Consider the following 23,517-nt stretch of genomic DNA (forward strand, 5'->3'; position numbering starts at 1 on the left):
TAGAAAGGGTATTTTCAAGCGTTGCAGAAAATCAATTTTTATTTATGTTCTTACGGAGTAGCGTCGCAATGCCGCGAAAGAGGGCCGCAGTGGACGCAACAATCCGGACCTATTTTGTCTTGTTAAGAGTCAGTGAACTCTTTAGCATGAAGTCTCACAATGCTTTCAAGGAGGAAAGAATGAAGCACGTTTTATTTATCGCAACTGTTGCGACAATGATTTTTTCTGGTTACCAAGCGCAGGCAGCACAAGGCCTTGGAAAAGCCAAAATGAGAGTGGTTACTGCTGTTGCTATTAACAAAGTTTCTGATCTTATCTTTGACGACGTCGGAGCTGGCGCGGCAGAAGAAACAGTTCCTGCTGACTCTACAGATAACGCAAAAAATGCTAGTTTTGCTATCACTGGAGAGCCTAGCAGACCTATTACAGTAACATTGCCAAGTGATGGCGTAGTTGTGATGGCTACTGGTGCCGGTGGCGCTGACGAAACTATCGCAGTCAACTCCTTCACAAGCAACAACGTGACTCAACTTGATGGTGCCGGAAATGCGGAATTGCTTGTAGGTGCGACGCGTGCCGCTCTTTCTGCAACTCAAGTTGCTGGCGATTACGAAGCAAACTTCACAGTAGACGTAGTTTACTAATCGTTTTCCTGAGAGCGCTTGCTTGACAAGATTGGGCAAGCGCTACTTAATTTGTTCTTATGGCAAAAATTATTTTTTCTCTTCTCTTGTTCTTTCCGTCTCTTTTATTTGCTCAAGCTCAGGTATTTCCCACTCACCTCACGCTGACGGAAGAAGCGCCTTCTTCATATTTAAATCTCAGAAACTCCAGCTCTGAAAATCAAAGTTATAAAATCGAGTTGATGTTCTTTAAGATGCAAAAAGATGGAAGCATGAAGCGTGAACCTAACGCTCCAAATCTCTTAACAGACGTTATCAAGTTCTCGCCTAAGACAATCTCTTTAGCTCCCAATGAAAAACAAGTCGTGCGAGTCATGGCAACATCTTTTGATTCACTGACTGACGGTGAATACTATATTCATATTCACTTCCTACCCAGTGTTAATAAGTCTGAAGACAAAGAATCCGAAGTTAAAAAAAGCAGCAGTTTTAGTTTAACTGCAAAAATCGCCGTAGCCGTTCCCATTGTCGTTCGTAAAGGCACGGGTACTCTCACTGGAGAAGTGAAAAACTTCAAAGCTACTTATGACAAACAAAAAGACTTAAACGTAAATCTGTCCCTCACGAACAACAGCAAATTCTTTCTCTACGGAGATTTAGATTTAATTGCCGTGACTGATAAAGGCGAAGTGGCACTCGATAAGGTTATTGGACTTTCTTCTTATTTACCTGAAAGAACATTTACTAAAAAAATCTCTGCCCAAGACCTCGCCGAAAAAATCAAAGATGACAAGATTAAGAAAATCAAAGTCACTTACAAATCCAACGCAGAAAGTGCGGCGGCTTTTGATCTAGCGAGTGAAACGGAAATCTCGACAGCGTCACCCGTTAAGGCTAAGAGAAAATCTAGTAAACGACAGTAATATAAAATTGGCCGATGTAGTCGCCGACTTTTTGTTTGTTTGAAATGGCGTCGCGTTTGGCGCCAACAAAAATCATGGACTTGCCTGTTCCATCCAAAGTTCCTGCGCGCGCAGGGAAAGACAAAAATTCTTTGATCAGAATTTCGCGATCCGCTCCGCCGTTTCCATTGAGCATTTTTACAGAATTATTGGCTGGCAGAATGATCTGATAAAGACGGCTGGGCTCGCCACGCACTTCAAAACTTGCGTTTTCAGTGTTCTCTGAAACTCCCGGCATCACTGTCACAGGACCGTCGCCAGGGGACGCTTCACCGAAATTAAGATCGGAAACTTTTGAAATCTGCAAACGATGAACAATTCTTTGCGTAACCACCGCCGAAGCAGAATCCCCGAAGTTAGGCGCCGCGGAGGCCCCTAAAGACATAAGTAAAAGAGAAGCTGAAATCAGTTGAATCTTCATACGTCGATGAATATTAGTAAGGTTCATTATATGAATGCAATAATAATTGCAGCTTTTTTATTCATGCTCCCCTTCACGGTTTTCGCCGAACCGCCCGAAGAACAAGTTTTAGAGATTATCACTAAAAGCGGTAGCCTATTGTCTGATCCCATCATTGGACTCAGCAAAGACGGCAACACCTATCTTCCTCTCTTAGATATGGGAAAAGTTTTGGGAGTGAAGATTGAACAACCCGAAGAATCAAAATATCTGGTGTACTCGTCAGAAACTGAATCTCGCACTCTTGATTTCACAAAGTGTTTTAAACCCGTGGCGGAAAAATTCTGTGAACACTTCATTCGAAGCGAAGGAGTTATTTATGCTTCGACAAAATACTTAGAAGGCGAACTTTCTTGGCCCCTCAGTCTCGACACCAAAGAAATGCGTATATTAATCGATGTCTCTTTGAACTCACGCGCGGCATCCACAAAGAAATCCACTGAGGCAAAGCCCATCTCTCTGAAGCGTGAACTTCTCGGATACCCCTCCCTGCGCGCCGAAGGAGCCTATACAACCCCCGAGGACTCGCACACTGTTTCACTTTACGCGACACACTCGCTGCTAGAACAAGATTCTAAAATCTTCTACTATAAAAAAGACGACTACTCGCGAACGCGTTGGACTCTTTCTAAAGAAATCTTTGATGAAGAAGCCTCGTCGCTTGCTCCGAAAAACTATGAACTGGTTTCCACACTGACGACGGAAATCAAATACCTATTCGCTCCAGCTCCCATTGTCGGTTTCAATGTTTCCAATCGTCGTCTGGATGAAAATATTTTTGATACACACAACATTTATGAAAGAGGTCCGCCGCGCTGGAAAGTCGAACTGTCTGTGAATGGCGTTTATCTTGGTGAAACTATCGTCGATAACGATGGCAATTTTTCTTTCTTGGATGTGCCCTTGTTTTATGGTGAAAACACTTTAAATTACCGCTTCACAAGTCCCTTGGGAAAATCGACGGAGTACACACAACAATACAATATTTCTGACGAGTTTGAAGGAGCTAAACGCTTTCGTTATCTTGTCTCTTTCGGTCAGGTCGAACAAGATTCACAATATATGGGAAGTGCGCAGGGAAGTTATGGTCTTACTCCCAACATCAGTGTGCAAGCAGGTTTAGCGCAATTTCCACTGGAAGAAGAACTTAAAAAATATTCCTCTGTAGGAGTGAGTTTTCTTCAACCCTTTTATTCCCTCTCCGCAACAAGAACGGCGTCCGTCGATAATAAAGAGAGTGCTACAACCTTCGCCCCAAAGGCAAATCTTCCGGGTGTCTTGATATCTGGCGAGTATACCGAGTTTAAGGATTTTCAAAGTTTATTAATCAACAAGTTCACCACGAATAAGCAGATTTCCCTGGGAAAAGTGTCAGCTCTTTCCCATGTGCAAATGGGATTTCCTATGGTGGTGCAAGGGCAGTTTAAAGAAGATCGCTATGAAGACTCCTTAAAAACTCAAGAAGCTCTTTTAAGGGCATACACTATGTTCGAACGAAGATCCTTACTAACTGAGGTGTCCAAAGCATGGCCTTCAACCGCCAATCCAGATCTCTATGTTGAGTATGGTGAATACTACTCTTCATTTCGTGGAAGATACGGTGTTCTTATTCAGAATGATAAATATGCCAAGACGAAGATAGGAATTGAGTCGAATCTTCCTTATGAAGTTTATCTGACTTTAAATCTGGAAACTCCGCCGAATATCAGCGAAAGCGCTTATTCACTAGGATTGGGCCGTTTATTTAAAGAACTTCAGGTCGAGACTTCCATCACTGGCACCAGCGACAAAACAAATTACGGAATTATTCTTTCTACAAATATCAAAACGGGTCCAACTCGAGTTCAGTTCACTTCCGAAGAAAACTACCTTCAAGGTCAGATGCATATTCATGTTTTTGTCGATGAAAACGGAAATGGCACATACGACGAAGATGAAAAACCGCTATCACGTGTTCGTATCATGCAAGTGCAAAGACAAAAAGAATTTGAAACTGATGCCGATGGAAAAATCGTCATTCCGGCTCTGAGTCCCTACCAACGCATTTCTTTAAGCGTGGTCAAAGAATCCATTTCAAATATTTTTCTGACTGCAAAAGATTTTGAGAGCGATTTTATTCTTACGCCAGGACAACGCTTGGAAATTGACATCCCCGTCGCTCCCTCTTTCGACGTGCGTGGAACGCTGGAAAATTCGTATTATAAAAAGTTGATTCCTATGGAGCTTATCGACGAGCAAGGGAATGTCGTTGCCACCGCCGTTTCCACGGCGAACGGCAATTATCGTTTCGATGATGTGCCTATGGGAACTTATCTCATTCGTGTTGCGAATAGTTTTCTTGCGCAAAACAAATTAAAGGCCTTTCCAGAGGCTTCCTCCATCGAGGTTTCCGGCAAAGCCGGCATTAAGGTCTCTGCCCCCATCGTCTTGACGAAAACAAAATAAATTGCGCCATGTAAGTTTCACAAGAAGGCTTTCTTTCTGCAGGCACAGCATGTACAACCTCGCAAAACTTATAACGGAGGTCCTTGTGAAGTCGGTCGCTTTCCTTATTATGTCTATGTTCATTTCTATTTCTAGTTTCGCTGAACAACTTGAATTGCCCCTTGAGCCTCAACAATGCATCAGCGTAAGTCAGGCAAAAACAGTTCTGAATAAATATCTTTCTCCGCTTGTTGGCCAAGTTCTTGTTGATGATTTTTCTTGGCTCAGTGAAGACGACGCTGTTCTTACACAAAGAGACGTAACCCACGCTTTGGCTTCTCTGACTTGGGATGCAAAATCATTTGCTTATGAAACATCCGCTATTGTTGACGGTTACTGCGCTGCCGGGGCTTCTTGCTGGGGTTGGTACGCTGTTGATTGCAATGGAAACATCGAAGCACGTATGGATGGCGAGGAGTAATTCCTCAAATCAGAATAGGCTCTCATTTGCCGAGGGCCTATTGTCTTTCGACATTAGATTTTTATAGCCTTGGTCCTAATTTTCCTCTTTGGACTCTGAGATTTCACAATTCAAATTCATCCTTGGCCTATGCCAAGTATCAACTATCAAATTGTACCCCTACACAATGTTTGCGACAGCCAAAAGAGCCTCTTAAATGAGATCTATGGAATGTGGGAAGAAACCTTCGGGCACGTGCTTTCAAGTGCGGGTGAGAATCTCGATCACGATGATTTCTTCCGCTGCCATGCCGCGGGGGTTCTGCTCTTCAAAAACGAGATCGTCGGATTTAATCTCTTCACCGTTTTTGATCTGCACCTGAAGGCCCATCGCAATCACAACTATTTTAAAAACCTCGATCCTCATTTTGTAAAATCAGTGACGAGGCAATCCGGCAAAGTCATGACCATGGAGTATTTCACTCTGGCTCCCCTTTGGAGAAAACAGTCCCGAGAGATTCCTTGGGGTGAAATCCTCACAGGCCTGGGTTTGTATTACATGGATAATTCCGCAGCAGAAATCGTTGTCGGAACTCCAAGAGTGGACCTTAAAGTCGATCATATGTGCGAACGCCTTGGGGCTACCATTCAAGGCTACGTCGAAAAAATGAATTACAAATGCGCCCTTGCCGTTTTTGAAAAACAAGAAGAGCGCGCGTTTGAAAACCCTCTGACCAATCACTGGGTCAAAAAGCTCTGGGATAAATACGTGCTTCATAAGGCAGAGAAAAAAGCGGCCGCAGCCCCACCTGCTTCTGAGGTCAAACCCCCGATACCTTTTGAAAATATTTCAGAAGCCCTCGCTTGAGGGCTACACTCCCTGTCAAAGAACAGAATAAGGTTGTCTTGCATTGCTCCTTCGTAATTAAACTGGGGCATGAATAAATACATTCTCGTAATGTTCACAATTCTTCTTTCTGTCTCTGCAAATGCCTTCGCGCCGGATTGGTCTGAAGGAACTCCGATCCCTCAAGGCGGCCGTGAAAATATCTATCAGTGGTCCGATGAGGATTTCGTTCAATATAAAAATCAAGGAAAGCTGCACGCGCAAATTTATCCTGTGACGGTGACGGGAATGCTTCCGCCCTATGCTCCCATCAAAAGACTGATCGACGAAGACTCAAAAAATCCATTTAAGAAGTGGCTCCAAAATATCCTTCATGGAGTGAGTGGTTATAAGACCTTCAACGATGTTCTTGAAACTTTGGGTCTTCATCCTTATCCCCAACAGACGGACGAGGGTGTTTACGCCGTTCCTTACCCCAATAACATTCGTCCCGAAGAGTTGATGGGATTCGGTTTAATTGAACGCAATGGCGCTCAGGGATTTACTTTTAGCTGCGCGGCCTGCCACTCTAGCAATCTGTTTGGAAAAACTGTTTTGGGCATGACAAATCGTTTTTCTAGAGCCAATGAGTTTTTCATCAAAGCCAAGAAAGTCATGACGGTCGCCGACCCTTTGATTTTTCAAGCCTACACGGGAGCCACTTCAGCAGAGCGAAAACTTCTTGAAGAATCCATGGCACACCTGCGATTTGTTGAACTTAAAAAACCCATTGCTTTGGGTCTTGATACGTCCCTTGCGCAAGTGAGCCTTTCCCTGAATCGCCGCTCTAAAGATCCTTATGCGAGCTACAGTGAATGGCACGCGACCTTCCCTCGCCGTGATGCGATTTTGGACAACAATCCTGCCGACTCAAAACCCGCGGTCTGGTGGAATTTAAAATATAAAAATCGCTGGCTTTCGGATGGCAGTGTTCTCAGTGGCAATCCTATCTTCACAAATATTATTTGGAACGAAATCGGTCGTGGTGCTGATCTTGTGAAACTTGAAAAGTGGCTGGCCGATAACGAACAAGTGATTGAAGAACTCACAACGGCGGTTTTCTCTAGCCAAGCTCCGCTAATCACAGATTTTATTCCCGCAGAAAAAATTGATCTGGGTCGCGCAAAATTGGGCGAGCAGATTTTTAATACGAACTGCGCAAAATGCCATGGTCACTATGACAAGGCGTGGACTCAACCAGGCTCCGAAACCCTTCCTCTTAAAGAGCAACTCAAGACTGTGCAGGTTCGTTATAAGGAAAAGACTCCGGTTGTGGATGTAGGAACAGATCCTTATCGCCGTTTGGGAATGAAGTCCCTCGAGCAACTGAACGACCTCGCTATTTCTAAAAAGAATGGCATCGTGATTAAGGCCCAAGAGGGATATGTTCCTCCTCCTCTCGTGGGTATCTGGGCAAGATGGCCTTATTTCCACAATAACTCGATTCCAAATCTTTGCGCTCTTTTGACTCCGGCCGAGAGAAGACCCGTAGCTTATTATTCTGGTGAAGCCAATAACCCGGCGACGGATTTTGATTTAGAATGTAACGGCTATCCTTTAGGAGATAAGACTCCTAAATCGTGGATGACCCGTGACTACTATTTTGACACTCGCAAAAAAGGCATGAGTAACGCTGGTCACGACCAGCGAATTTTCATTAAAGACGGTAAAGAGATTTTGTCCAAAGAAGATAAAAAGAATCTCATCGTCTTCCTGCAAACTCTATAGATTCCAGACTTTTCCCCACGGTTATCCACGGGGAAAAAGCGCTGTCGAAACTTTGAACATCCCAAGAATTCTTTTCTGAATTTATTTCGGAAGCCCATCGCTCAACGAGGTTGTGATAAAACCTCCCATATGACAAAGACATCTGCCTTTATCATCATAACAGCCATCCTCCTTGCATCGATCAATACCTTTGCATCCGTGGAGACTCCTTATGTTCGCGGTTTTATCCTTGCTGTAGATACTCGGGATCACAGACAGTGTGAAATGGCGAAAGCAAGAATTGAGGGTCTGACAACTTCGGATATTTCCAATATCTGTAAACAAGATGGCAGAAACCCTTTTTCGATAGCTATCATCACGGTTCCCCTTCAAGAATTTGAATATATGGCTGAGGCGTCACCCATCAGCTCGGGTCCACAACCAGTAGCGATCAGCAATCCTCAACTTGGAACATTGCACATTCTTCCGAAATCAAAAGAAACTGATAACTACTTCCGTGTGATGGCGAAAAAACAGCAGGCCGGTATCACGATCTTTAGAATGGAAGATTTTGGCGAGATGGAATTCCGTCGTGAAAGATCTTTGCTTTTTTCATTCATCATGAAGTCGAACTCTACGCTGGGGACTTCTAAAAAAATCGCCTCTTCCGTAGCAAAACGCCTGGTTTTCAATCGCGGAAGTATCGACTTGAACGAAACCGAATACCGCAAACAGGCGACTAAAGCCGCGAATATTATGGACGTGATCAATGGCGCCATCCACGAAACTATGGATACGGATCGTGCCTCCATTGGCCTGTTCTTTCCGCCTAAGGGCTGCAGAGAAAAGAATCCGTGCCCTAAAGATGGTGGATATGGATTAGGGCTTTCTATCGTTATTCATTTCTAAAAATAGCTCAGGGCATCAATAGTCGTTGACAGCTCCCCACCTTGACCTTTATTTAATCCGCTCCGGGAGATCTAAGATGAAGAAATTATTGGTTTTTGCCCTTCTTGCGGCAAGCCCTGCAATGGCTGGTAGAATGGATGAAATCGTCATCATGACACTTGAAAGTGTGGAAGAAACTTTGGGCCTTCCTAGTAGTTCTGAGTTTCCGTTCACAGTGACTTCTCAAGATTTCACCAAAGCAGCTCCTAGCCGCGACCTTGCGGTGAAGACAGAGCTCTTTGTCACAAACGAAAACGGAACAAACCAAGAGTGGACATGTGTCACTCAATTCGTTAAAACTCCCAAGTTCTTTAAAGTTTCAGAAACAGATTGTAATTAACAAGGAGATACCATGGCTATCGAACAAACATTCTCAATCATCAAGCCAAACGCAATGAAGAAAAACGCGATCGGCGACATCGTAAGCATGTTTGAAGCAAACGGTTTGAAAATCGCTGCTGCAAAAATCACTATTCTTTCTAAAGCTAAAGCTGAAGAATTTTACGCTGAACACAAAGAGCGTCCTTTCTTCGGTGAACTAGTTTCTTTCATGACTTCAGGCCCAGTTTGCTTGATGTGCTTGCAAGGTGAAAACGCAGTTTTGAAAAACCGCGAAATCATGGGTGCTACTGATCCTAAAAAAGCTAACGCTGGAACAGTTCGCGCAAAATTCGGTGACAACGTAGGTGAAAACGCAGTTCACGGTTCTGACTCTGCAGCTTCTGCAGCTCGCGAACTTGCTTTGTTCTTCGAAAAACACGAAATCTGCAACGTATAGTTTTATCTATACTGAATTTGCGATTCTAAATGTCTGCAAAATCTAACAAGAGGGGAGCGCAAGCTCCCCTTCTTGGTTCAAAGATCAAACTGAATATTGAAAAACTCGCCATTGGCGGTGCTGGAGTCGCTCGACACGAGGGCATGGTTGTCTTCGTTCCTCAAGCAGCGCCTAATGAAGAGATCCTTGCCGAAGTGACTTTAGTAAAAAAGAACTTCGTCGAAGCAAAACTCGTTGAAGTTCTTAAACCCAGTCCTTTTCGACGTGAGCCACCTTGCCCTGTAGCCAATGTCTGCGGTGGTTGCAATTGGCAGCACATCAATGAAGATGAGCAACGTCGCCAGAAAGAAAAACTGGTTCTAGAAACTATTCAAAAATTCAATCGTGGTGTGGAGTTTGAATATCTTCCCATCAAAGAAAGCCCACGATCCTTAAGATACCGCAATCGCATTCAGCCCAAATTTAAGAACAATCATTTTGGTTTTTTTGCGCGCAATTCCCATGACGTTGTAGAAATCGAGGATTGCCTCATTACTGAAGAAACTCTGACGGCAAAATTTCCAGAAGTGAAAGCTTGGGTTCAGGCTAAAAAGTCCAAGGATCTACAGCGTCTTGAGATGTACATCTCGGAGGAAGGTCCTGTTCGTTATGGTCTCATCACCGATGAGGATGACGGCATTGGGTTTTCTCAGATCAATCGCTTCCAGAATGAAGACCTCATTCAGACGGCTCTTGCCTGGGCTGGAGAAGAAAACTACGACCAAGTGTTCGATCTTTATGCCGGAGCCGGAAACTTCACGTTTCCGTTAGCGCAAAAATACCCAACCTCGCAAGTTATCGGGGTGGAACTCAATCCAAAACTCGTAGAAAAAGCGAAATCAAAGATCCAAGATAAGAAGGTAAAATACTTCCTCTCGGACGTGGAAAGCTACATGCGCAGGGCTTCCATTGGAAACCAAGACCTGGTCCTCTTGGATCCTCCACGAGCTGGTGCCAGCGAATTGATCATGCGCACGTTGGCTGCGGCTAAGCCCAAAAAAATCATCTATATCAGCTGCCACCCGGTCTCTTTAGCGCGAGATCTTAACTGGTTTTTTGCCTGGTCACAGAAACTGGGGACGCGAATGAAGCTCGCTCGGGTTCAAGCCTTTGAGATGTTCCCACAAACCGACCATGTTGAGACTATTGCAGAGCTCAGGGTTGACTCTTAGTCCTCTAATGATACCTTTTTAACATGCGTAAATGGATTCTCGCACTGTGCACACTTTCCATGCTGAGCTGCGCCGTTTTGTCGGGCTGTGCGACTTGGGGAGAAGATAAAAAGAAAGCTGAACTTCACCTTCGATTGGGAACATCTCAACTCGAAAGTGGTAACTATCCCTACGCGCTTCGTGAACTTCTTGAAGCTGAAAAATTAGATTCTTCAAATCCTGTCACTCAAAACAATTTAGGTCTCGTGTACTTTTTCCGTGAACGCTACGATCTTGCCGAAAAGCATCTTCGTAATGCTATCAACATGGATGAAAAATATTCTGAAGCGCGCAACAATCTTTCGCGCGTATTGATCGAAGAGGGCAAATACGCTGAAGCCGAAAAAGAGCTGCGCGTTGTTTTGAACGACCTGACTTACGCAAGCCCTGATAAAGCTTATATCAATTTGGGTTTGGCGAAGTTTAACCAAAAAGACTACATGGCTGCCCGCAATGCTTTTTCAAAAGTGCTGAGCAAAAATCAAGATGACTGTATTTCCAGCACTTACTTCGGTCGCACGTTCTTTGAAACTGAAGATTACTCTCGTGCCGCAGAAGCCTTGGATCGCGCGATCGGCTTTTGCCAAAAGAACTTGTACGATGAACCTCACTACTACAGTGCCTTGGCTTATTACCGTCTTGGCGAGAAGTCTAAATCAGTCGCTCGCTTTGAGGAGTTGATTAAGTACTATCCAGACGGAAAGTATCGTGAGAAAGCCAAAGGAATGCTCAGCTTGATTCGAAAGGGACATTGATGAAAAAGACCGGTGAAATTTTAAAGAAAGCCCGCGAGGAAAAAGGCCTCTCTCTTCATGAAATTGGTCTTTCTTTGAAAATCAACAGCAAGGTTTTAAAAGCCATTGAAGAAGGTGACGATGCTCATCTTCCGGCAAAAACTTTTTTGCGCGGTTTTGTTCAAAGCTACGCAAACTTCCTTCATCTTGATTCTGAAAAAGTTCTTGAGGTGTTCTATGAGGAAATGGGCTCCACTCGCCCTAAACCTTATATCCGCCCTCATGATGAGAAACCTGAAGTCACTCCGACAACGACGACGACACCTTCTGAAGCGCCAGCGCCAGCAACAACACCAGTCCCTGAAGCAACGATCACGCCGATTCGTAAAGCCACTCCTCCGCCAAGCAAAGCGGATGGTATGCAGTCTCTGCGTGAAAATAAAACTAGCAAGACAATCATCATCACGGTCGTGGGTGTTGTCCTTGTGGGTCTGATTCTTTTCACAAAGAAGATGATCGACAAATATTCCAAAGAAGCTGAAGTTCCAAGTAACGAAGTGGCGCAAACAATTGAGGGCGCAACTCCAGTGACTGTCGAAACTCCACAATTGACGGAAGCTGAAGGGGAACCAACAACAGCGCCAAGTCCTCTTGGAAATTTAACAACAGCACCGACTCCTTCGGCACCTGCGTCTTTGCCTTCTCCGACTCCGACGACAACTCCGGGGATCACTACGGCAAAACCGACTCCAGCAGCAACACCGACAGTGACACCAACACCGATCACAAAACCAAGTCCTACACCGACTCCGGTTGCAAGTCCTTCTCCTTCGCCATCACCAACGGCAACACCGGTGGCAAGTCCATCGCCGACTCCAACTCCGACACCAAAACCTACTCCAGAAGGCGGCAAACCTGTTGAGTTGATTGTTGAAGCTCTGGATACTGTGGAAATTGAATACGCTTCTACGACAGGTAAACCTCAGAAGATCAAACTTTCTGCGGAACAAGTGCATACATTCAAAAGTAAGAGTGGTTTAAAAATTAACTTCTCTAACGGTGGCGCTGTGAACTTGATATTGAACGGAAAAGAAGTGGGCATCCCTGGAGACCTAGGTAAACCCATCAAGTTGAGCTACTAAGCTTGAAAGATCTTCGCCGCATATGGGGCATCAGCCTTTTAGTTAAGTTGGTTCTTGCGGCACTCATTCCTTTGAGTGCCGATGAAGCCTATTACTGGGTGTGGGCGCAAAGACCCCAGCTTAGTTATTTCGATCATCCACCGATGGTGTCTTGGCTTTTTTATATCGGACATATCTTTGAACCCTATATGAATGCCGTGCGCTGGCCTGCGGTTTTCATGGGCCATTGTATGATCGGTCTTTGGTTTTTTATTCTTAAAGACCGCGTGGATTTTGCAAAGATCAAGGTGTGGACTTACCTGGTTCTTTTCTCTCCCCTTTTAGGTTTTGGATCATTGATTGTGACTCCGGATTTGCCAGTTTTATTCTTCTGGTCCCTTGCCATCGCTCTTGCTTTAAAAGCTCTTGAAGAAAAATCTTTGCGCGCCTACCTGGGTTTGGGAGTTGCGCTCGGTTTAGGATTTTGCTCGAAATATCATATTGTTCTCTTTGTTCCCTGCTTACTTGTGTATCTTTTTGCAGAAAAAAAATGGAGAGAGGTTCGCTGGCTCGGAGTTCTCGCCACAGTGATCTCCGGATTGCTATTTAGTGCCCCGGTGATTTTGTGGAATGTGCAAAATGGTTTTGCGTCTTTCGAGTTTCAACTTAAGCACGGGCTTGAAAAGTCCTCTTACAATCCCGAATGGACTCTTTCGTATGTTCTGGGACAAGTTTTAATTCTATTCCCTTTAATCTTTTGGGCCGCTCTTCGCGCAAAAGTTCCCACAAAAATGCGTTGGCTTCTTTATTTCGGCTGGGGACCCTTGTTGTTCTTCCTTCTGACTTCATTCCGCGCCCTTGTTGAAGCCAACTGGCCGATCATTGCTTATCCAGCCGTTTTAGCTCTGGCTCTTTTTTATTCACGCACTCAAAAGTGGCTTAAATACTACGTCGGTTTCTGGGGCCTTATTTATGCGATCGTTATCGCTACACTTTTCACTCCGGCCTTACGCAACCTGAATGACAAAGTTCAGGAGCCCTACGCATTTCAGGAATTAAGTTCCATTGCTCATGAGTACAGTCCTCTTTATGCAAGCTCCTATCAAATGGCCTCATCCATTTGGTATTTCAGCAAAGTCCCGACATTTAAACTGAAGAACATCAGCCGCTTTGACTTCTTTGACACACTTCCCGAAGCAACGCCGTCAGGAAATAAGTTTTATTTAGTGAAGCGCGAGAGAAATGGTTTACCAAAGTGGATTTCCGAACAACAATGGCAAATGAAAGAGATTAAGAAAATCTCTCCTGATTTTGTATTGTTGGAATTCACTCGACCATGAAAGCTATCGGCGCCATTTCATTCTTGCTGGTTACTTATTTCTTGTACGGATTTTATATCAATCAGTACGACGTTTCCGTTATTCCTCAACAGATCACACGCGAACATTCTCGTCTTTTGAATGACTATAAAGGTGTGATGAACGTTCACACCGATTTAAGTAGCGGTTCAGCGACGGCGAGTTTTGTTATCACTTCAGCTAAACTTGCGAACTTGGATTTCTTGATGTTCACGGATTTGAACATCTTCAATATGCCAACAACGTTTGAATCCTATCACGGAAATCTTTTGGTGTTTTCGGCAGGTAAATACAGTTATTTGGATTCACGACTTATTTATTACTCGATGACTCAAGAAAGCATCGGAAATAATTTGGGCGATGCCCAAGTGAAACTTTCAGATTTGCTTTCACAAAAAACTGGTGCGAGCAAAGACACTCTGACTGTTTTAACTCACCCCTATAAAGCAGGATATTCTTGGAGTGGTGAAATTCCGTCGGGTCTTGATGGGTTTGAGCTTCTTAATATGAAGAGCTTGGTGAACCGCGCCTGGGAAGATTCTAAAATTTCCACTATCTGGAGTCTGGCGATTTATCCGTTCAATCCGCGTCTGTCCTTCATTCGTCTTTTTACAGAACCCACAGATGAGATCGCTTTGCTCGATAAATTGAGCCAACAACGCCGCGTGGTTGTGTATGCAGGCACCGAGGCCTCAGCACGCGTGATTCCTCTTGCGAATTATTTTATCCGCTTTCCGAGTTATAAAAGATCCTTTGAATTCATGAGTAATCATATTCTTTTGAAGTCGGAATTAACGGGAAGTTTCAACAGCGATCGTACAAAAGTATTTAATGCGCTTAAGAATGGAAACTTCTATATGGCGCTTGATATGTTGGGAGATCCCAAAGGATTTGTGGCGACTCTTGAAGAAGAAAACAAATCCCATTTAATGGGTTCGGGTGTGAAACTTTCTAAGAACATGTCTTTGAAAATCAGTCTGCCCTCAAAACCCAAAGACTTTTTTGAGATCATCATCTTTAGAAATGGCGAAGTCGTTGCGAGAATCAACGATCCTGAAACGGTCTATCCGATCTCGCTCCCAGGGACGTATCGAGTTCAAGTTCGTGTCAGCCCGATGCTCCCTCTTCCTGACGCTAAGAAATGGATCACGTGGATCTACACGAATCCATTCTTTGTGACTCCTTAGGATTCTTTTTTTATTTGTACGGAAAGACCGTTGAAGGGTTTGATCTGACAGGCCAAGCGCTCTTGGTCGTTAAAGCTTCGATCCTGGGCCATTTCTTCTTCGATTTCGTTCCGAGGCTCTAATTTTTCAAGGCCTTCAACCACTTGGACAAGGCACGTTCCGCAAGTTCCGTTGCCTCCGCATGTGTGATCAATCGCGATTCCCGCTCGTAAAGCGACATCCAGAACACAGTGGTCTTTATGACTCACCAGGACATCGAGGTTGTCCGGTAAAAAGCTGATATATATTCCAGACTTAGCCTTCACGGCAGGGAACTCCTTTAAAAGGGCACTCTTTAGTTGAAACACCCCTCTCCATTTTGTATCAATATTTTCATGAGATTCATAGCTTTTGACTTAGAGACCACTGGTACTGTTCCTGGAGTAGATCAAATCGTTGAAATCGGAGCCGTGCGCTTCATCGACGGTCAACCTGAAGCGATCTTCGCAACACTCGTAGATCCACAACGCCCGATTCCTCCTGGCGCCTCTGCGGTCAATGGTATTTCCGATGACATGGTTAAAGGAAAACCACTTATCGAAAGCCTTCTTCCTTCATTGGCAGAATTCTGCGGCGACGACATCTTGGTTGCACACAATGCTCCTTTCGATGCGCAGTTTTTAACTGCCGATATCAAAAAGTATGAGACTGGCGCACCTAAAGGTTTGATCCTCGATACTCTTCCTATTGCGAGAAAAGTATTCCCAGGTCTTCCTAACTACAAATTAGGAACTTTGGTTCAGCATTTGAAAATCCCAACTACAGATTTCCACAGAGCTGAAGAAGATGCTTCTTATTGCGGTCACTTGTTCTTCCAAATGGTGAAAAGAATTTCTATCGGAGGCCAACCTCCGCAAGTAGGAAACTTGGTCGCTTTGACCGGCAAACCAGAACTTCGCTTCCCACAAATCATCAGACAACCAAAACAAATGGATCTGTTCGGAAATCTTCTTTAGTTTCCAGAAAAAATAAGAAAGCCTGCACGATTCTCGGCAGGCCCTTCATATTGAAAACTAGAGTTTCATAAGGTCTCGGAGTAACAGCTCCTTGCTCCCTATATCTATTTACAGATAAAAGCGTTATCACCCTCAGCAACTTTACGGCCATAATAGTTATCTGAGTCATTACCACTCTCGTAAGTTTCTCTTTTAACAATTTGATTGTTTTGAATATAAACATCGAACCAAGTGTTGGTGTCGTACGAGTCACTCACCAAAAAAGAATACTGAGAAGTGCCATCAATGGAGGTTTCGACCACATTGGGATTAAAATCCTCATACTCTAGATATCCACTCACTTTTGCGTAGGTAACTATATTGTTTTCGATCTGTATCTGCAAAGAGAGATCATTATTTTCACAATTTAGGGTCAGGAAATTTTGTGCGGGTGCTCGAGTAGCAAAAAGAAGAGAAAGAGGAACCAAGACGGACATAAACTTTTTCATTGAAAGCCTCCGGGCCTTAAAAATTAATGTTCTGCTTGGAGTGCCTACCTAACAACATCTTTCAATGCCGTCAAATGCATAAAATAAAACTGATTGCGACTGAAATAAATGCAAAGGTATCGATTCAATGACTGCCAATCCTATTTGAATTCCGGACACCGAGTGCAATCAATTGTTTATTCTTTTGCTTTGTGGGCGATCGGATAACGACGTCCTCGTCCGAAAGAGTGCTTCGACACCTTCAAGATCGGTGGCGCTTGCCAACGCTTAAACTCTGTTCGCATCAACACTGACAACAACCATTTGTCAGTCTCGGTTTTTGCTACGCCTGAATCTTCGACAAGATGTTGTACTGATTTATCAAGCTTCACATACGGCGGCAGAGAGTCCTCGTCTTTTTGATCCGGACGAAGTTCCGCAGAAGGAGCGCGATCAATGATTTCGTTTGGAATCACTTCACCTTGTTGGTTGTAGTATTTCGCCAACGCATAGACTTGCTCTTTTGTGAGATCTCCCAGAGGAGCTAAGCCGCCGCACATGTCTCCGTAAAGAGTCGAATATCCAGCCGCATATTCGCTTTTATTACTTGTGGTTAGAAGCAGGCTGTTCTCTTTATTGGAGTAAGCCATCAACGTCATTCCACGCAAACGTGCTTGCAGGTTTTCATTCACAATCCCGAAGCCTTCGAGGCTTATGCCCTTTTCTAATGCCGCGACAACATTTTCATACATCGGTTTGATATCAACGACTTTGAATTCAACACCCAGATTCTTCGCAAGATCTTTTGCCAAAGTTAAACTTTGAGGAGCATTGAACGGACCTGGAAGCCCTATCGCCGCTACTTGAGAAGGTCCCAAAGCGTCTACAGCCAATGCCGCGACAACCGCTGAATCAATACCGCCGCTTAAGCCTAAATGAATTTTTGAAAGGCCCGTCTTTCTGCAGAAATCACGAATACCCAAAACAAGGGCGCGACGAAGTTCTTCCGTTGTTTGGATTTTAGCATTTTTATTCCAAACCTCGAGCGTGTCTGTTTCGATCACGTTGATGTCTTCTTCAAATTGAAGACAGCTTAGAACTTTCTTTCCTTTTTTATCTAGAACGAAACTACCACCATCAAAGATGATTTCATCTTGTGCGCCCACGATGTTAACGTACATGATCGGCGCATTGAAGTAAGCCGCCGTTTTTGCCGTCACATACTCTCTTTGCTTCATCTTCCCAACAAAGTAAGGAGACGCGCTGAGATTGATCACCATGTCGATCTTTTGTTTTTTTACTTTCGCTAAAGGATTTTCTTTATATGCAGATCTTCCCTTAGCATCCGGCCATGCCCAGATGTCTTCGCAGATTGTCAGGAAAAACTTTTTCCCTTTCCACGAGAAATAATTTTTCGAAAAATCACCGGGCTCAATAAAGCGAGCCTCGTCAAACACGTCACCCGTCGGCAAAAGTTGTTTGTGGAAGAAACGAGGTTTTTGTCCTTTAGCCACGAAGACCGCGCTATTGAAATAAGGACGACCCATTTTTTTCGGATTCTTTGTGATCAATCCAAAAATCACACCGATATCTTTAGGAATTTTTTTAATCAGAGCTTTGAATTCTGCTTCTTGTTTCGCTACAAGTTTCGAGCGCTCTAAAAGATCGAAGGGATGGTAACCAAAAAGCGCGCACTCAGGAAAAACAACAAGTTCACACTTTCGTTGTTGCGCTAAATGGACAAACTCTAGAATTTTTTCTTTATTGAATTCAAAATCAGCTAAGGTCGGATTGATTTGGGCTACGGCAATTCTCATTCAATCAATATACGCCCAGAAAAGCCGTCTTGGTAGCCATGCCAGTGATTAATTTCAATTTCTGGAAACTTCCAGCAATAGTAACCCTCACCATTATCAAAGTCGGCCATCCACAAGCCTTTAGGATCGGCTCCCAACTTTTCCACTTTGACCTGCCAGCGATCAATTATCGCATTGATTTGTTCTTCGATGATCGCCACAGAGGGATGGGATTTGTCCGAGAAAGCCTCGATTCTATTAAGATGAGCTTTCACTTCACGGCTCGACTCTTCAGTCATACGATAAATGATGGGCAATAGTTGACGCGCTTCTTGTAGCGTAAACGTTTTCTTGCGATTGATTTCAACCACATTTTCTAACACGAACTTCCCCCATCAAATGTCGATGAGGCTGTATCCATTAAAGACGGAAGTGTTTCAAGAAATTAACGCGATGACAGACAACTTAAGAATTTCTATGAAGAATTTCTAAACGCGATGCACAGATTATTTCTCGCCACTTTTGGACATTTGCAGTGCCTGACCACCAATGAAAATCACCAATGCGATGATGATCCCGGCAATAAAGAGGTAACGTATAAAATTTCCAATTGTCATTGGGGGCAGTTCTTCGACCGGAACCTTTTTTTCAGGAGGTTTGACGGCAATTTTTTTAGGAGGTGGTTGAAGTCCCTCGCCCGCCGACATTATATGAGATGTTCCTTCGGCCTTTTTCTCAAGTTTTTTTCTTTCAGCTTCCGTGAGACCCGTAATGGCCACAGCCATTCTTTTGCGATTTGGCCCCACGTAATTTCTTCCATTGCTCCCGCGGAAGAACCCGTTGTTTCCACCGCTTTCTAGCGCGATCTCGACGACTTTGCCGCCACCTGCACTATCACCCGACTCCATCCCACGGGACGGCCTGCGTCGGCTGGCTACGTATCGACTTCCACCACGAGAAGACGATCCGGCGTAAGTTCCTGAAGAACCTCCACCTGAAGAATCACTGGAGTCTGAACCGCCTCCATTTTTCGACGAACCTTTTCCGCCCGACGAGCCGCCGCTGCCGCCATTAATCGGCGGACGTCCCGCCGTGGCCGAACCTTTTTGAAATCTTTTTTCACACTCGGAGTCTTCATCCACAGGAGAACCCGCTTCAGAACCAAACGACGGAAGTTCGCCGTACTCTAAGAGACACCCGACGTATTTTCCCATGTAATTATCAACGAATTCGCCAAACGGTTTGAAGATCTGATTCATTAAAGCAATGATCAGAGAGACCGTAATGACTAACATCAGGATGTACTCTATAAGAGCCTGACCCTGATTATTTGCTAGTCTAGCTGTAAATTGAGATTTCTTCACTCGCGAGAGCATTTAGGTCATAATACAACACATGATGAATGGACTGAATTTCAATCGCTCCTTATTTACTCTGTTCTTGTCTTTTGTCTCATTATTAGTCGTTGGGACGGCCGTGGCCCAGACCTCGGGGCAGGGAAAGGACGAGTTCTCCCTTTTCGAGGAAGATCTTAAAGAAGCACCTAAAAAAGAAGCTAAGCCTGTACCCAAAAAACCCGTAGAAAAACCTGCAGCCTCACCAAGTCCTGCCACGACTGCGACTCCTGCTCCGACAGCAACTCCTGCGCCCAGCGTGGCTCCCGTTGCAAATCACACCGAAACGGCCGACGAAAAGATTGAGCGCCTTAAAAAAGAAATTCGCCAAAGTCCGAAAAACGCCGTTCTTCTTGGTGATCTCGCCGCAGAACTTTTTAAAAAAGAAGAGTATGAAAAGGTCACTCTTCTTTTGTGGAAACACGTCGATAAAATTGATCGCAAAGCTTTAATTCTGCTCGCAAAAGCCCATGAAAAACGCAAAGAGCCCTCGGAGATGTTACGGGCTTTGAATGTCCTCATCGGAAAAGATGAAAAGGATTTTGAAGCTTACAGCATGATGGGTGACGCCTATGTCTTGGCGAGAAAAACCAAAGACGCTATGGAGAGCTACAAAAAAGCGGTCGAGCTTAATAACAAGTATGAGCCTGCCTATGACGGTCTTATTAAACTTTATGAGGATCGTGAGCCGCCGAATTTGTATGAGCTGCGCATTTTGTATCAAGATATGATCGAGAGCATTGGGGCTCGCCCGATTTATTTGCGCAAACTTTGCGAGATTAACACTTTGGACGGAACTTACGAACCCGCCATGGCGATGTGTAAGGAAGCCATCCAAAAAGATCCTAAAGTGGCCGACCCGCACGTTTATTTGGGCGTTTGCTACAAAGGCATGGGTGAGGACGAAACCGCTCTGAAAGCGCTTAAGAAGGCCGCTAAGGACTTCCCGAAGTCTGAGCTAGCCCAATACCACTACGGAAAAGTTTTGGAAGAGCAAAAGAACTACGTTGAGGCCATGAAAGTTTATAAATCAGGAACAGAAGCCGACCCGCAAGCGGCGCGCTCTTGGTTGGGTCTTGCGACTTCGTCTTTTGAAATTCGCAAATATGATTTGTCGCTTTTGGCTTATAAGAATGCTTGCAAGTTCGACAAAAAAAATGCGGTGGCCTTTAGAAGAGCCACCACAATCTTAAGAAACGCTAAAAATTCTCAATGGATCGGAAAGTTCGAACAAGAGTCTGAAACTTGTACGTTCTAGTTCTCGACAACGATTTCGCCAACGAGGTCGTATTCCAAGCTGTCTGTGACGTGGACTTTCACCATGTCACCGACTTGAGCTTGACCATCATTGATCAAAACAACACCGTCGATATCCGGAGCTTGTCCCCAGAAACGGCCTTGTAACAACAAGTCTGTTTCTTCGCTGAAACCCTCGACGATCACTTCGATAGTTTTACCTACGAAGTCGCGATGTTTTTCGCGGGAGATGTTTTGTTGAACTTCCATCAAAGCGTCGTGACGGAACTGTTTTGTTTCTTCGTCAATTTGATTTTCCATGCGGCCGCCCGGAGTATTCTCTTCCGGAGAATACTTAAAGCAACCCACGCGGTCGAATTGTTGTTCAGCCACGAATTGAAGAAGCTCTTCAAACTGCTCTTGTGTTTCACCTGGGAAACCCACGATGAATTGCGTGCGGATCACGGCTTCAGGGATATATGTGCGGATGTTCATCAAAGCCGTTTCAACTTCATCACGAGTCATCTTACGATTCATGCTCTTAAGAACTGCATCGTTGATGTGTTGCAAAGGCATGTCGAAGTACTTCACGATCTTCGTGCTGTTTTTGATCACTTGAACCATCTCTTGAGTGATTCCATCTGGATACAAGTACATCAAACGAATCCACTGCAAACCTTCAACTTGATCCAAGGCTTTCAACAACTCAACAGGGCTTTCCTTGCGAGTTGGATCCTTACGGCGGATGTCCCAACCGTAGTCCGTGAAGTCATGAGAAATGATGATCAATTCTTTCACGCCGCCAGCCACAAGCAATTTGGCTTCAGCAACGATGGCATCAATAGAACGTGATTGAAGATTTCCGCGGATCAAAGGAATCGCGCAGAATGCACAACGCTTCATGCAACCTTCAGAGATTTTCAAATAAGCACGGTGACCCGGCTGAGAGTTCACGCGCGGAGTTTCTTCTTCTTGCAAGTAAGTTGGCAGATTGAAGAATGTTTTCTTGGTCTCGCCAGCGTCTGAATTCTTTAGGATCTTTGCGATATTTTGGAACTCACCAGAGCCTACGAAAAGATCGGCCTCAGGCAAGCCTTCAACAAGTTCGTCTTTGTAGCGTTGAGTAAGGCAACCCGCCACAACGACTTTTTTGATTTTGCCTTCTTGCTTAAGATCGCTCATGTCCAAGATGCGTTGGATAGATTCTTTTTTAGAATCTTCGATAAAACCGCACGTGTTCACGATCACTGTGTCAGCCTCTTCAGCTTCGCCAACAACTTGATAGCCGTCTTTCATCAAAGTTCCGGCCATGATCTCACTGTCTACGAGATTTTTTGGACAACCAAGAGAGATAAAATGAACTTTTTTAGTTTGAGCCGTCTCTTGTTTCATAAGTCAGTCACCTGTGCGCCTTTGGGAGGTTGGTATTTAAATAAATTCTTTTTTTCTTTTTTCTGGAATTTCACATTGGAAAAACTCATCGTCGTGAGGTTGCCAATGTCGTCCTTGTAGGAAATCTCTTTCATCGTGTTCTCTTTTGGATCAAGAAGCACTTGCAAGGACTTCACAGTGAGATCGTCGTAAATCGGAGTTACATCCAGCTTTACAAGCTCCCCGACTTTTTCTTCCTTCACGATCTTAAAATTTTTCTCTAGATCCGCGCCCACCAATGCAGAAATCAAAATGTGGGAACGTGTTTTCTTATCTACTTTACCTTTGGCAACTTGAACAGGTCCGCCAAATTCTTTCGGTGGAGTTTGCTCACTCCAAATCGTTGTTCCATCAAAAACTAAAAGTGTTTTTTCAGGCGTCGTATTTTCCCAGCGGAATTTTCCGTTCGCGAGAAAGATTTTGCCGTCGTACTTCGTTTCTTTGCCAAGAAGTTCCGACTTCACAGTCTTAACCACAGACATTTCCACAAGTTTCGATGCGCGATATTTTTTTGTTACTTTTTGGAGAGTTCCATTTCCAGCTACAGCCGCCATTAGGCCCACTGAAAATGACATCACGAAAAACAAGATACTGATTCTTTTAAACATTCGGGATTTATAGCAGATCCTTGGACGCTCCGCAAGAGAGGCCCCTCTGGGCCAGCACCCAAACTTCAAAGTGAGGGGGACTCCCAAGTGCTAAGTGAGCCGCCCTCGCTGTAGCCCCTGTAGTTAAGACATCATCGGCGAAAATCCACAGGGTTTCCGTCGAGAAGTCCAAACTCATTGAACTTTTTACATGGGCCTCCATCTCAACCAAGGCACGCTCTCCACGCCCCACCCCTCTCTGGGAGCCAGTTGAGACCTTCTCAAGACACGGTAAAAATCCTGCTCCAAGTGATTCAGCCAAGGCCTCTCCCCACAGATAAGCGTGATCTTTTTTCGAAGGCTTTTTCCCTGGAGCGGGAACGATGCAGATGCGTCTTGCAGGTAGGTTCGACGTCAGTTTCTTTGTGAATTCTTGAGCGTAATACCGCCATGCCCGTGCATTGCCATCTCCTTTGAGTGATAAAACCAAGCTTGAAAGCATGTCACTCTCTCCGGGGTTCCAGTAGTAATGGGAACGCACGATCAACGGCGGAATCCAGCGAGCCGCCTTTTGCTCTAAGCTCCCCAGGCTTTTCTTACAGGGACAGCACAAAAGACTCTCTGTAGCCATGAAAGATCCGCAATTCAGACAGCATGAACAGTGGTTTCGAATAAGTTGAGGGAATGGTTTCATAACAATGTCTCACTGCAAAA

25 protein-coding genes are annotated in these 23,517 nt (G+C 44.5%); 16 read left to right on the forward strand and 9 right to left on the reverse strand.

Annotated features, from left to right (window positions below; genetic code table 11):
- Window positions 1-179: 179 nt before the first annotated feature.
- Both ACL934_RS19415 and ACL934_RS19420 read left to right on the forward strand, forming a co-directional pair.
- Window positions 180-644, forward strand: a complete 465-nt coding sequence (locus ACL934_RS19415; RefSeq protein ID WP_413612835.1) for a DUF4402 domain-containing protein — start codon at window positions 180-182, stop codon at window positions 642-644.
- Window positions 645-703: 59 nt separating this feature from the next.
- Window positions 704-1,546, forward strand: a complete 843-nt coding sequence (locus tag ACL934_RS19420; RefSeq protein ID WP_413612836.1) for a hypothetical protein — start codon at window positions 704-706, stop codon at window positions 1,544-1,546.
- Here the strand turns inward: ACL934_RS19420 and ACL934_RS19425 are convergent.
- The gene (locus tag ACL934_RS19425) at window positions 1,530-2,006 is read right to left on the reverse strand and encodes a DUF4402 domain-containing protein (protein WP_413612838.1); all 477 of its coding nucleotides are present in this window, start codon (window positions 2,004-2,006) and stop codon (window positions 1,530-1,532) included. The two genes, ACL934_RS19420 and ACL934_RS19425, sit on opposite strands and share 17 nt — an antisense overlap.
- 30 nt (window positions 2,007-2,036) lie before the next feature.
- Between ACL934_RS19425 and ACL934_RS19430 the strand changes: the two genes are divergently transcribed.
- The 12 genes from ACL934_RS19430 to ACL934_RS19485 all read left to right on the forward strand — a co-directional run bounded on the left by ACL934_RS19430 (window position 2,037) and on the right by ACL934_RS19485 (window position 14,897).
- Entirely contained in the window at window positions 2,037-4,490 is a 2,454-nt protein-coding gene (locus tag ACL934_RS19430; protein WP_413612839.1) for a hypothetical protein, read from the forward strand.
- A gap of 85 nt (window positions 4,491-4,575) precedes the next feature.
- Window positions 4,576-4,950: a hypothetical protein gene (locus tag ACL934_RS19435; protein WP_374076375.1), complete on the forward strand. Its 375-nt coding sequence runs from the start codon at window positions 4,576-4,578 to the stop codon at window positions 4,948-4,950.
- Window positions 4,951-5,160: 210 nt separating this feature from the next.
- Window positions 5,161-5,796: a hypothetical protein gene (locus tag ACL934_RS19440; RefSeq protein WP_374076376.1), complete on the forward strand. Its 636-nt coding sequence runs from the start codon at window positions 5,161-5,163 to the stop codon at window positions 5,794-5,796.
- Between the two features lie 69 nt (window positions 5,797-5,865).
- On the forward strand, window positions 5,866-7,542 hold the full coding sequence (locus ACL934_RS19445) for a hypothetical protein (RefSeq protein WP_413612840.1): 1,677 nt from the start codon (window positions 5,866-5,868) through the stop codon (window positions 7,540-7,542).
- Between the two features lie 129 nt (window positions 7,543-7,671).
- Window positions 7,672-8,430 carry a hypothetical protein gene (locus ACL934_RS19450; RefSeq protein WP_413612841.1) on the forward strand — a complete coding sequence of 253 codons (759 nt, stop codon included), beginning with the start codon at window positions 7,672-7,674 and terminating at the stop codon, window positions 8,428-8,430.
- Window positions 8,431-8,506: 76 nt separating this feature from the next.
- Window positions 8,507-8,809 (forward strand): hypothetical protein, encoded by a 303-nt coding sequence (locus ACL934_RS19455; protein ID WP_374076382.1) that lies wholly within the window; start codon window positions 8,507-8,509, stop codon window positions 8,807-8,809.
- Between the two features lie 12 nt (window positions 8,810-8,821).
- Complete coding sequence (gene ndk / locus ACL934_RS19460; protein WP_413612842.1) at window positions 8,822-9,247, forward strand: nucleoside-diphosphate kinase; 426 nt, start codon at window positions 8,822-8,824, stop codon at window positions 9,245-9,247.
- Window positions 9,248-9,276: 29 nt separating this feature from the next.
- The gene (locus ACL934_RS19465) at window positions 9,277-10,458 is read left to right on the forward strand and encodes a class I SAM-dependent RNA methyltransferase (RefSeq protein ID WP_413612843.1); all 1,182 of its coding nucleotides are present in this window, start codon (window positions 9,277-9,279) and stop codon (window positions 10,456-10,458) included.
- Window positions 10,459-10,481: 23 nt separating this feature from the next.
- Window positions 10,482-11,252, forward strand: coding sequence for a tetratricopeptide repeat protein (locus ACL934_RS19470; protein WP_374076384.1), 771 nt, complete (start codon window positions 10,482-10,484; stop codon window positions 11,250-11,252).
- A complete protein-coding gene (locus ACL934_RS19475; protein WP_413612845.1) occupies window positions 11,252-12,373 on the forward strand; it encodes a helix-turn-helix domain-containing protein in 1,122 nt (373 codons plus the stop codon). The genes ACL934_RS19470 and ACL934_RS19475 overlap by 1 nt, the downstream gene beginning before the upstream one ends.
- A gap of 2 nt (window positions 12,374-12,375) precedes the next feature.
- Complete coding sequence (locus ACL934_RS19480; protein WP_413612846.1) at window positions 12,376-13,692, forward strand: ArnT family glycosyltransferase; 1,317 nt, start codon at window positions 12,376-12,378, stop codon at window positions 13,690-13,692.
- Window positions 13,689-14,897, forward strand: a complete 1,209-nt coding sequence (locus ACL934_RS19485; protein WP_413612847.1) for a hypothetical protein — start codon at window positions 13,689-13,691, stop codon at window positions 14,895-14,897. The genes ACL934_RS19480 and ACL934_RS19485 overlap by 4 nt, the downstream gene beginning before the upstream one ends.
- Here ACL934_RS19485 and ACL934_RS19490 read toward each other — a convergent pair.
- Complete coding sequence (locus ACL934_RS19490; protein ID WP_413612848.1) at window positions 14,894-15,202, reverse strand: 2Fe-2S iron-sulfur cluster-binding protein; 309 nt, start codon at window positions 15,200-15,202, stop codon at window positions 14,894-14,896. The genes ACL934_RS19485 and ACL934_RS19490 overlap by 4 nt on opposite strands.
- Before the next feature lie 69 nt (window positions 15,203-15,271).
- Here ACL934_RS19490 and ACL934_RS19495 point away from each other — a divergent pair, with 69 nt between their 5' ends.
- Window positions 15,272-15,892, forward strand: a complete 621-nt coding sequence (locus ACL934_RS19495; RefSeq protein ID WP_374076394.1) for a PolC-type DNA polymerase III — start codon at window positions 15,272-15,274, stop codon at window positions 15,890-15,892.
- Window positions 15,893-15,996: 104 nt separating this feature from the next.
- On the opposite strand, the gene ACL934_RS19500 is transcribed toward ACL934_RS19495, so the two are convergent.
- The 4 genes from ACL934_RS19500 to ACL934_RS19515 form a co-directional block, all read right to left on the reverse strand.
- Window positions 15,997-16,380, reverse strand: a complete 384-nt coding sequence (locus ACL934_RS19500) for a hypothetical protein (RefSeq protein WP_374076395.1) — start codon at window positions 16,378-16,380, stop codon at window positions 15,997-15,999.
- A 176-nt stretch (window positions 16,381-16,556) separates the two neighbouring features.
- A complete protein-coding gene (locus ACL934_RS19505; RefSeq protein WP_413612849.1) occupies window positions 16,557-18,176 on the reverse strand; it encodes an NAD+ synthase in 1,620 nt (539 codons plus the stop codon).
- The gene (locus ACL934_RS19510) at window positions 18,173-18,538 is read right to left on the reverse strand and encodes a DUF2203 domain-containing protein (protein ID WP_374076398.1); all 366 of its coding nucleotides are present in this window, start codon (window positions 18,536-18,538) and stop codon (window positions 18,173-18,175) included. The genes ACL934_RS19505 and ACL934_RS19510 overlap by 4 nt, the downstream gene beginning before the upstream one ends.
- A 123-nt stretch (window positions 18,539-18,661) precedes the next feature.
- Entirely contained in the window at window positions 18,662-19,450 is a 789-nt protein-coding gene (locus tag ACL934_RS19515) for a hypothetical protein (RefSeq protein ID WP_374076400.1), read from the reverse strand.
- Window positions 19,451-19,631: 181 nt separating this feature from the next.
- Between ACL934_RS19515 and ACL934_RS19520 the strand changes: the two genes are divergently transcribed.
- Window positions 19,632-20,807, forward strand: coding sequence for a tetratricopeptide repeat protein (locus tag ACL934_RS19520; protein WP_374076401.1), 1,176 nt, complete (start codon window positions 19,632-19,634; stop codon window positions 20,805-20,807).
- On the opposite strand, the gene rimO is transcribed toward ACL934_RS19520, so the two are convergent.
- The 3 genes from rimO to ACL934_RS19535 form a co-directional block, all read right to left on the reverse strand.
- A complete protein-coding gene (rimO, locus tag ACL934_RS19525) occupies window positions 20,804-22,177 on the reverse strand; it encodes a 30S ribosomal protein S12 methylthiotransferase RimO (protein WP_374076403.1) in 1,374 nt (457 codons plus the stop codon). The two genes, ACL934_RS19520 and rimO, sit on opposite strands and share 4 nt — an antisense overlap.
- Entirely contained in the window at window positions 22,174-22,770 is a 597-nt protein-coding gene (locus ACL934_RS19530) for a LolA family protein (protein WP_413612850.1), read from the reverse strand. Before ACL934_RS19530 ends, rimO begins: the two co-directional genes overlap by 4 nt.
- A gap of 61 nt (window positions 22,771-22,831) precedes the next feature.
- Window positions 22,832-23,434: a ComF family protein gene (locus ACL934_RS19535; protein ID WP_413612852.1), complete on the reverse strand. Its 603-nt coding sequence runs from the start codon at window positions 23,432-23,434 to the stop codon at window positions 22,832-22,834.
- Window positions 23,435-23,517: the final 83 nt, after the last annotated feature.

Origin of the sequence: Bdellovibrio sp. HCB-110, from assembly GCF_047323225.1 — a bacterium.
Classification (GTDB): domain Bacteria; phylum Bdellovibrionota; class Bdellovibrionia; order Bdellovibrionales; family Bdellovibrionaceae; genus Bdellovibrio.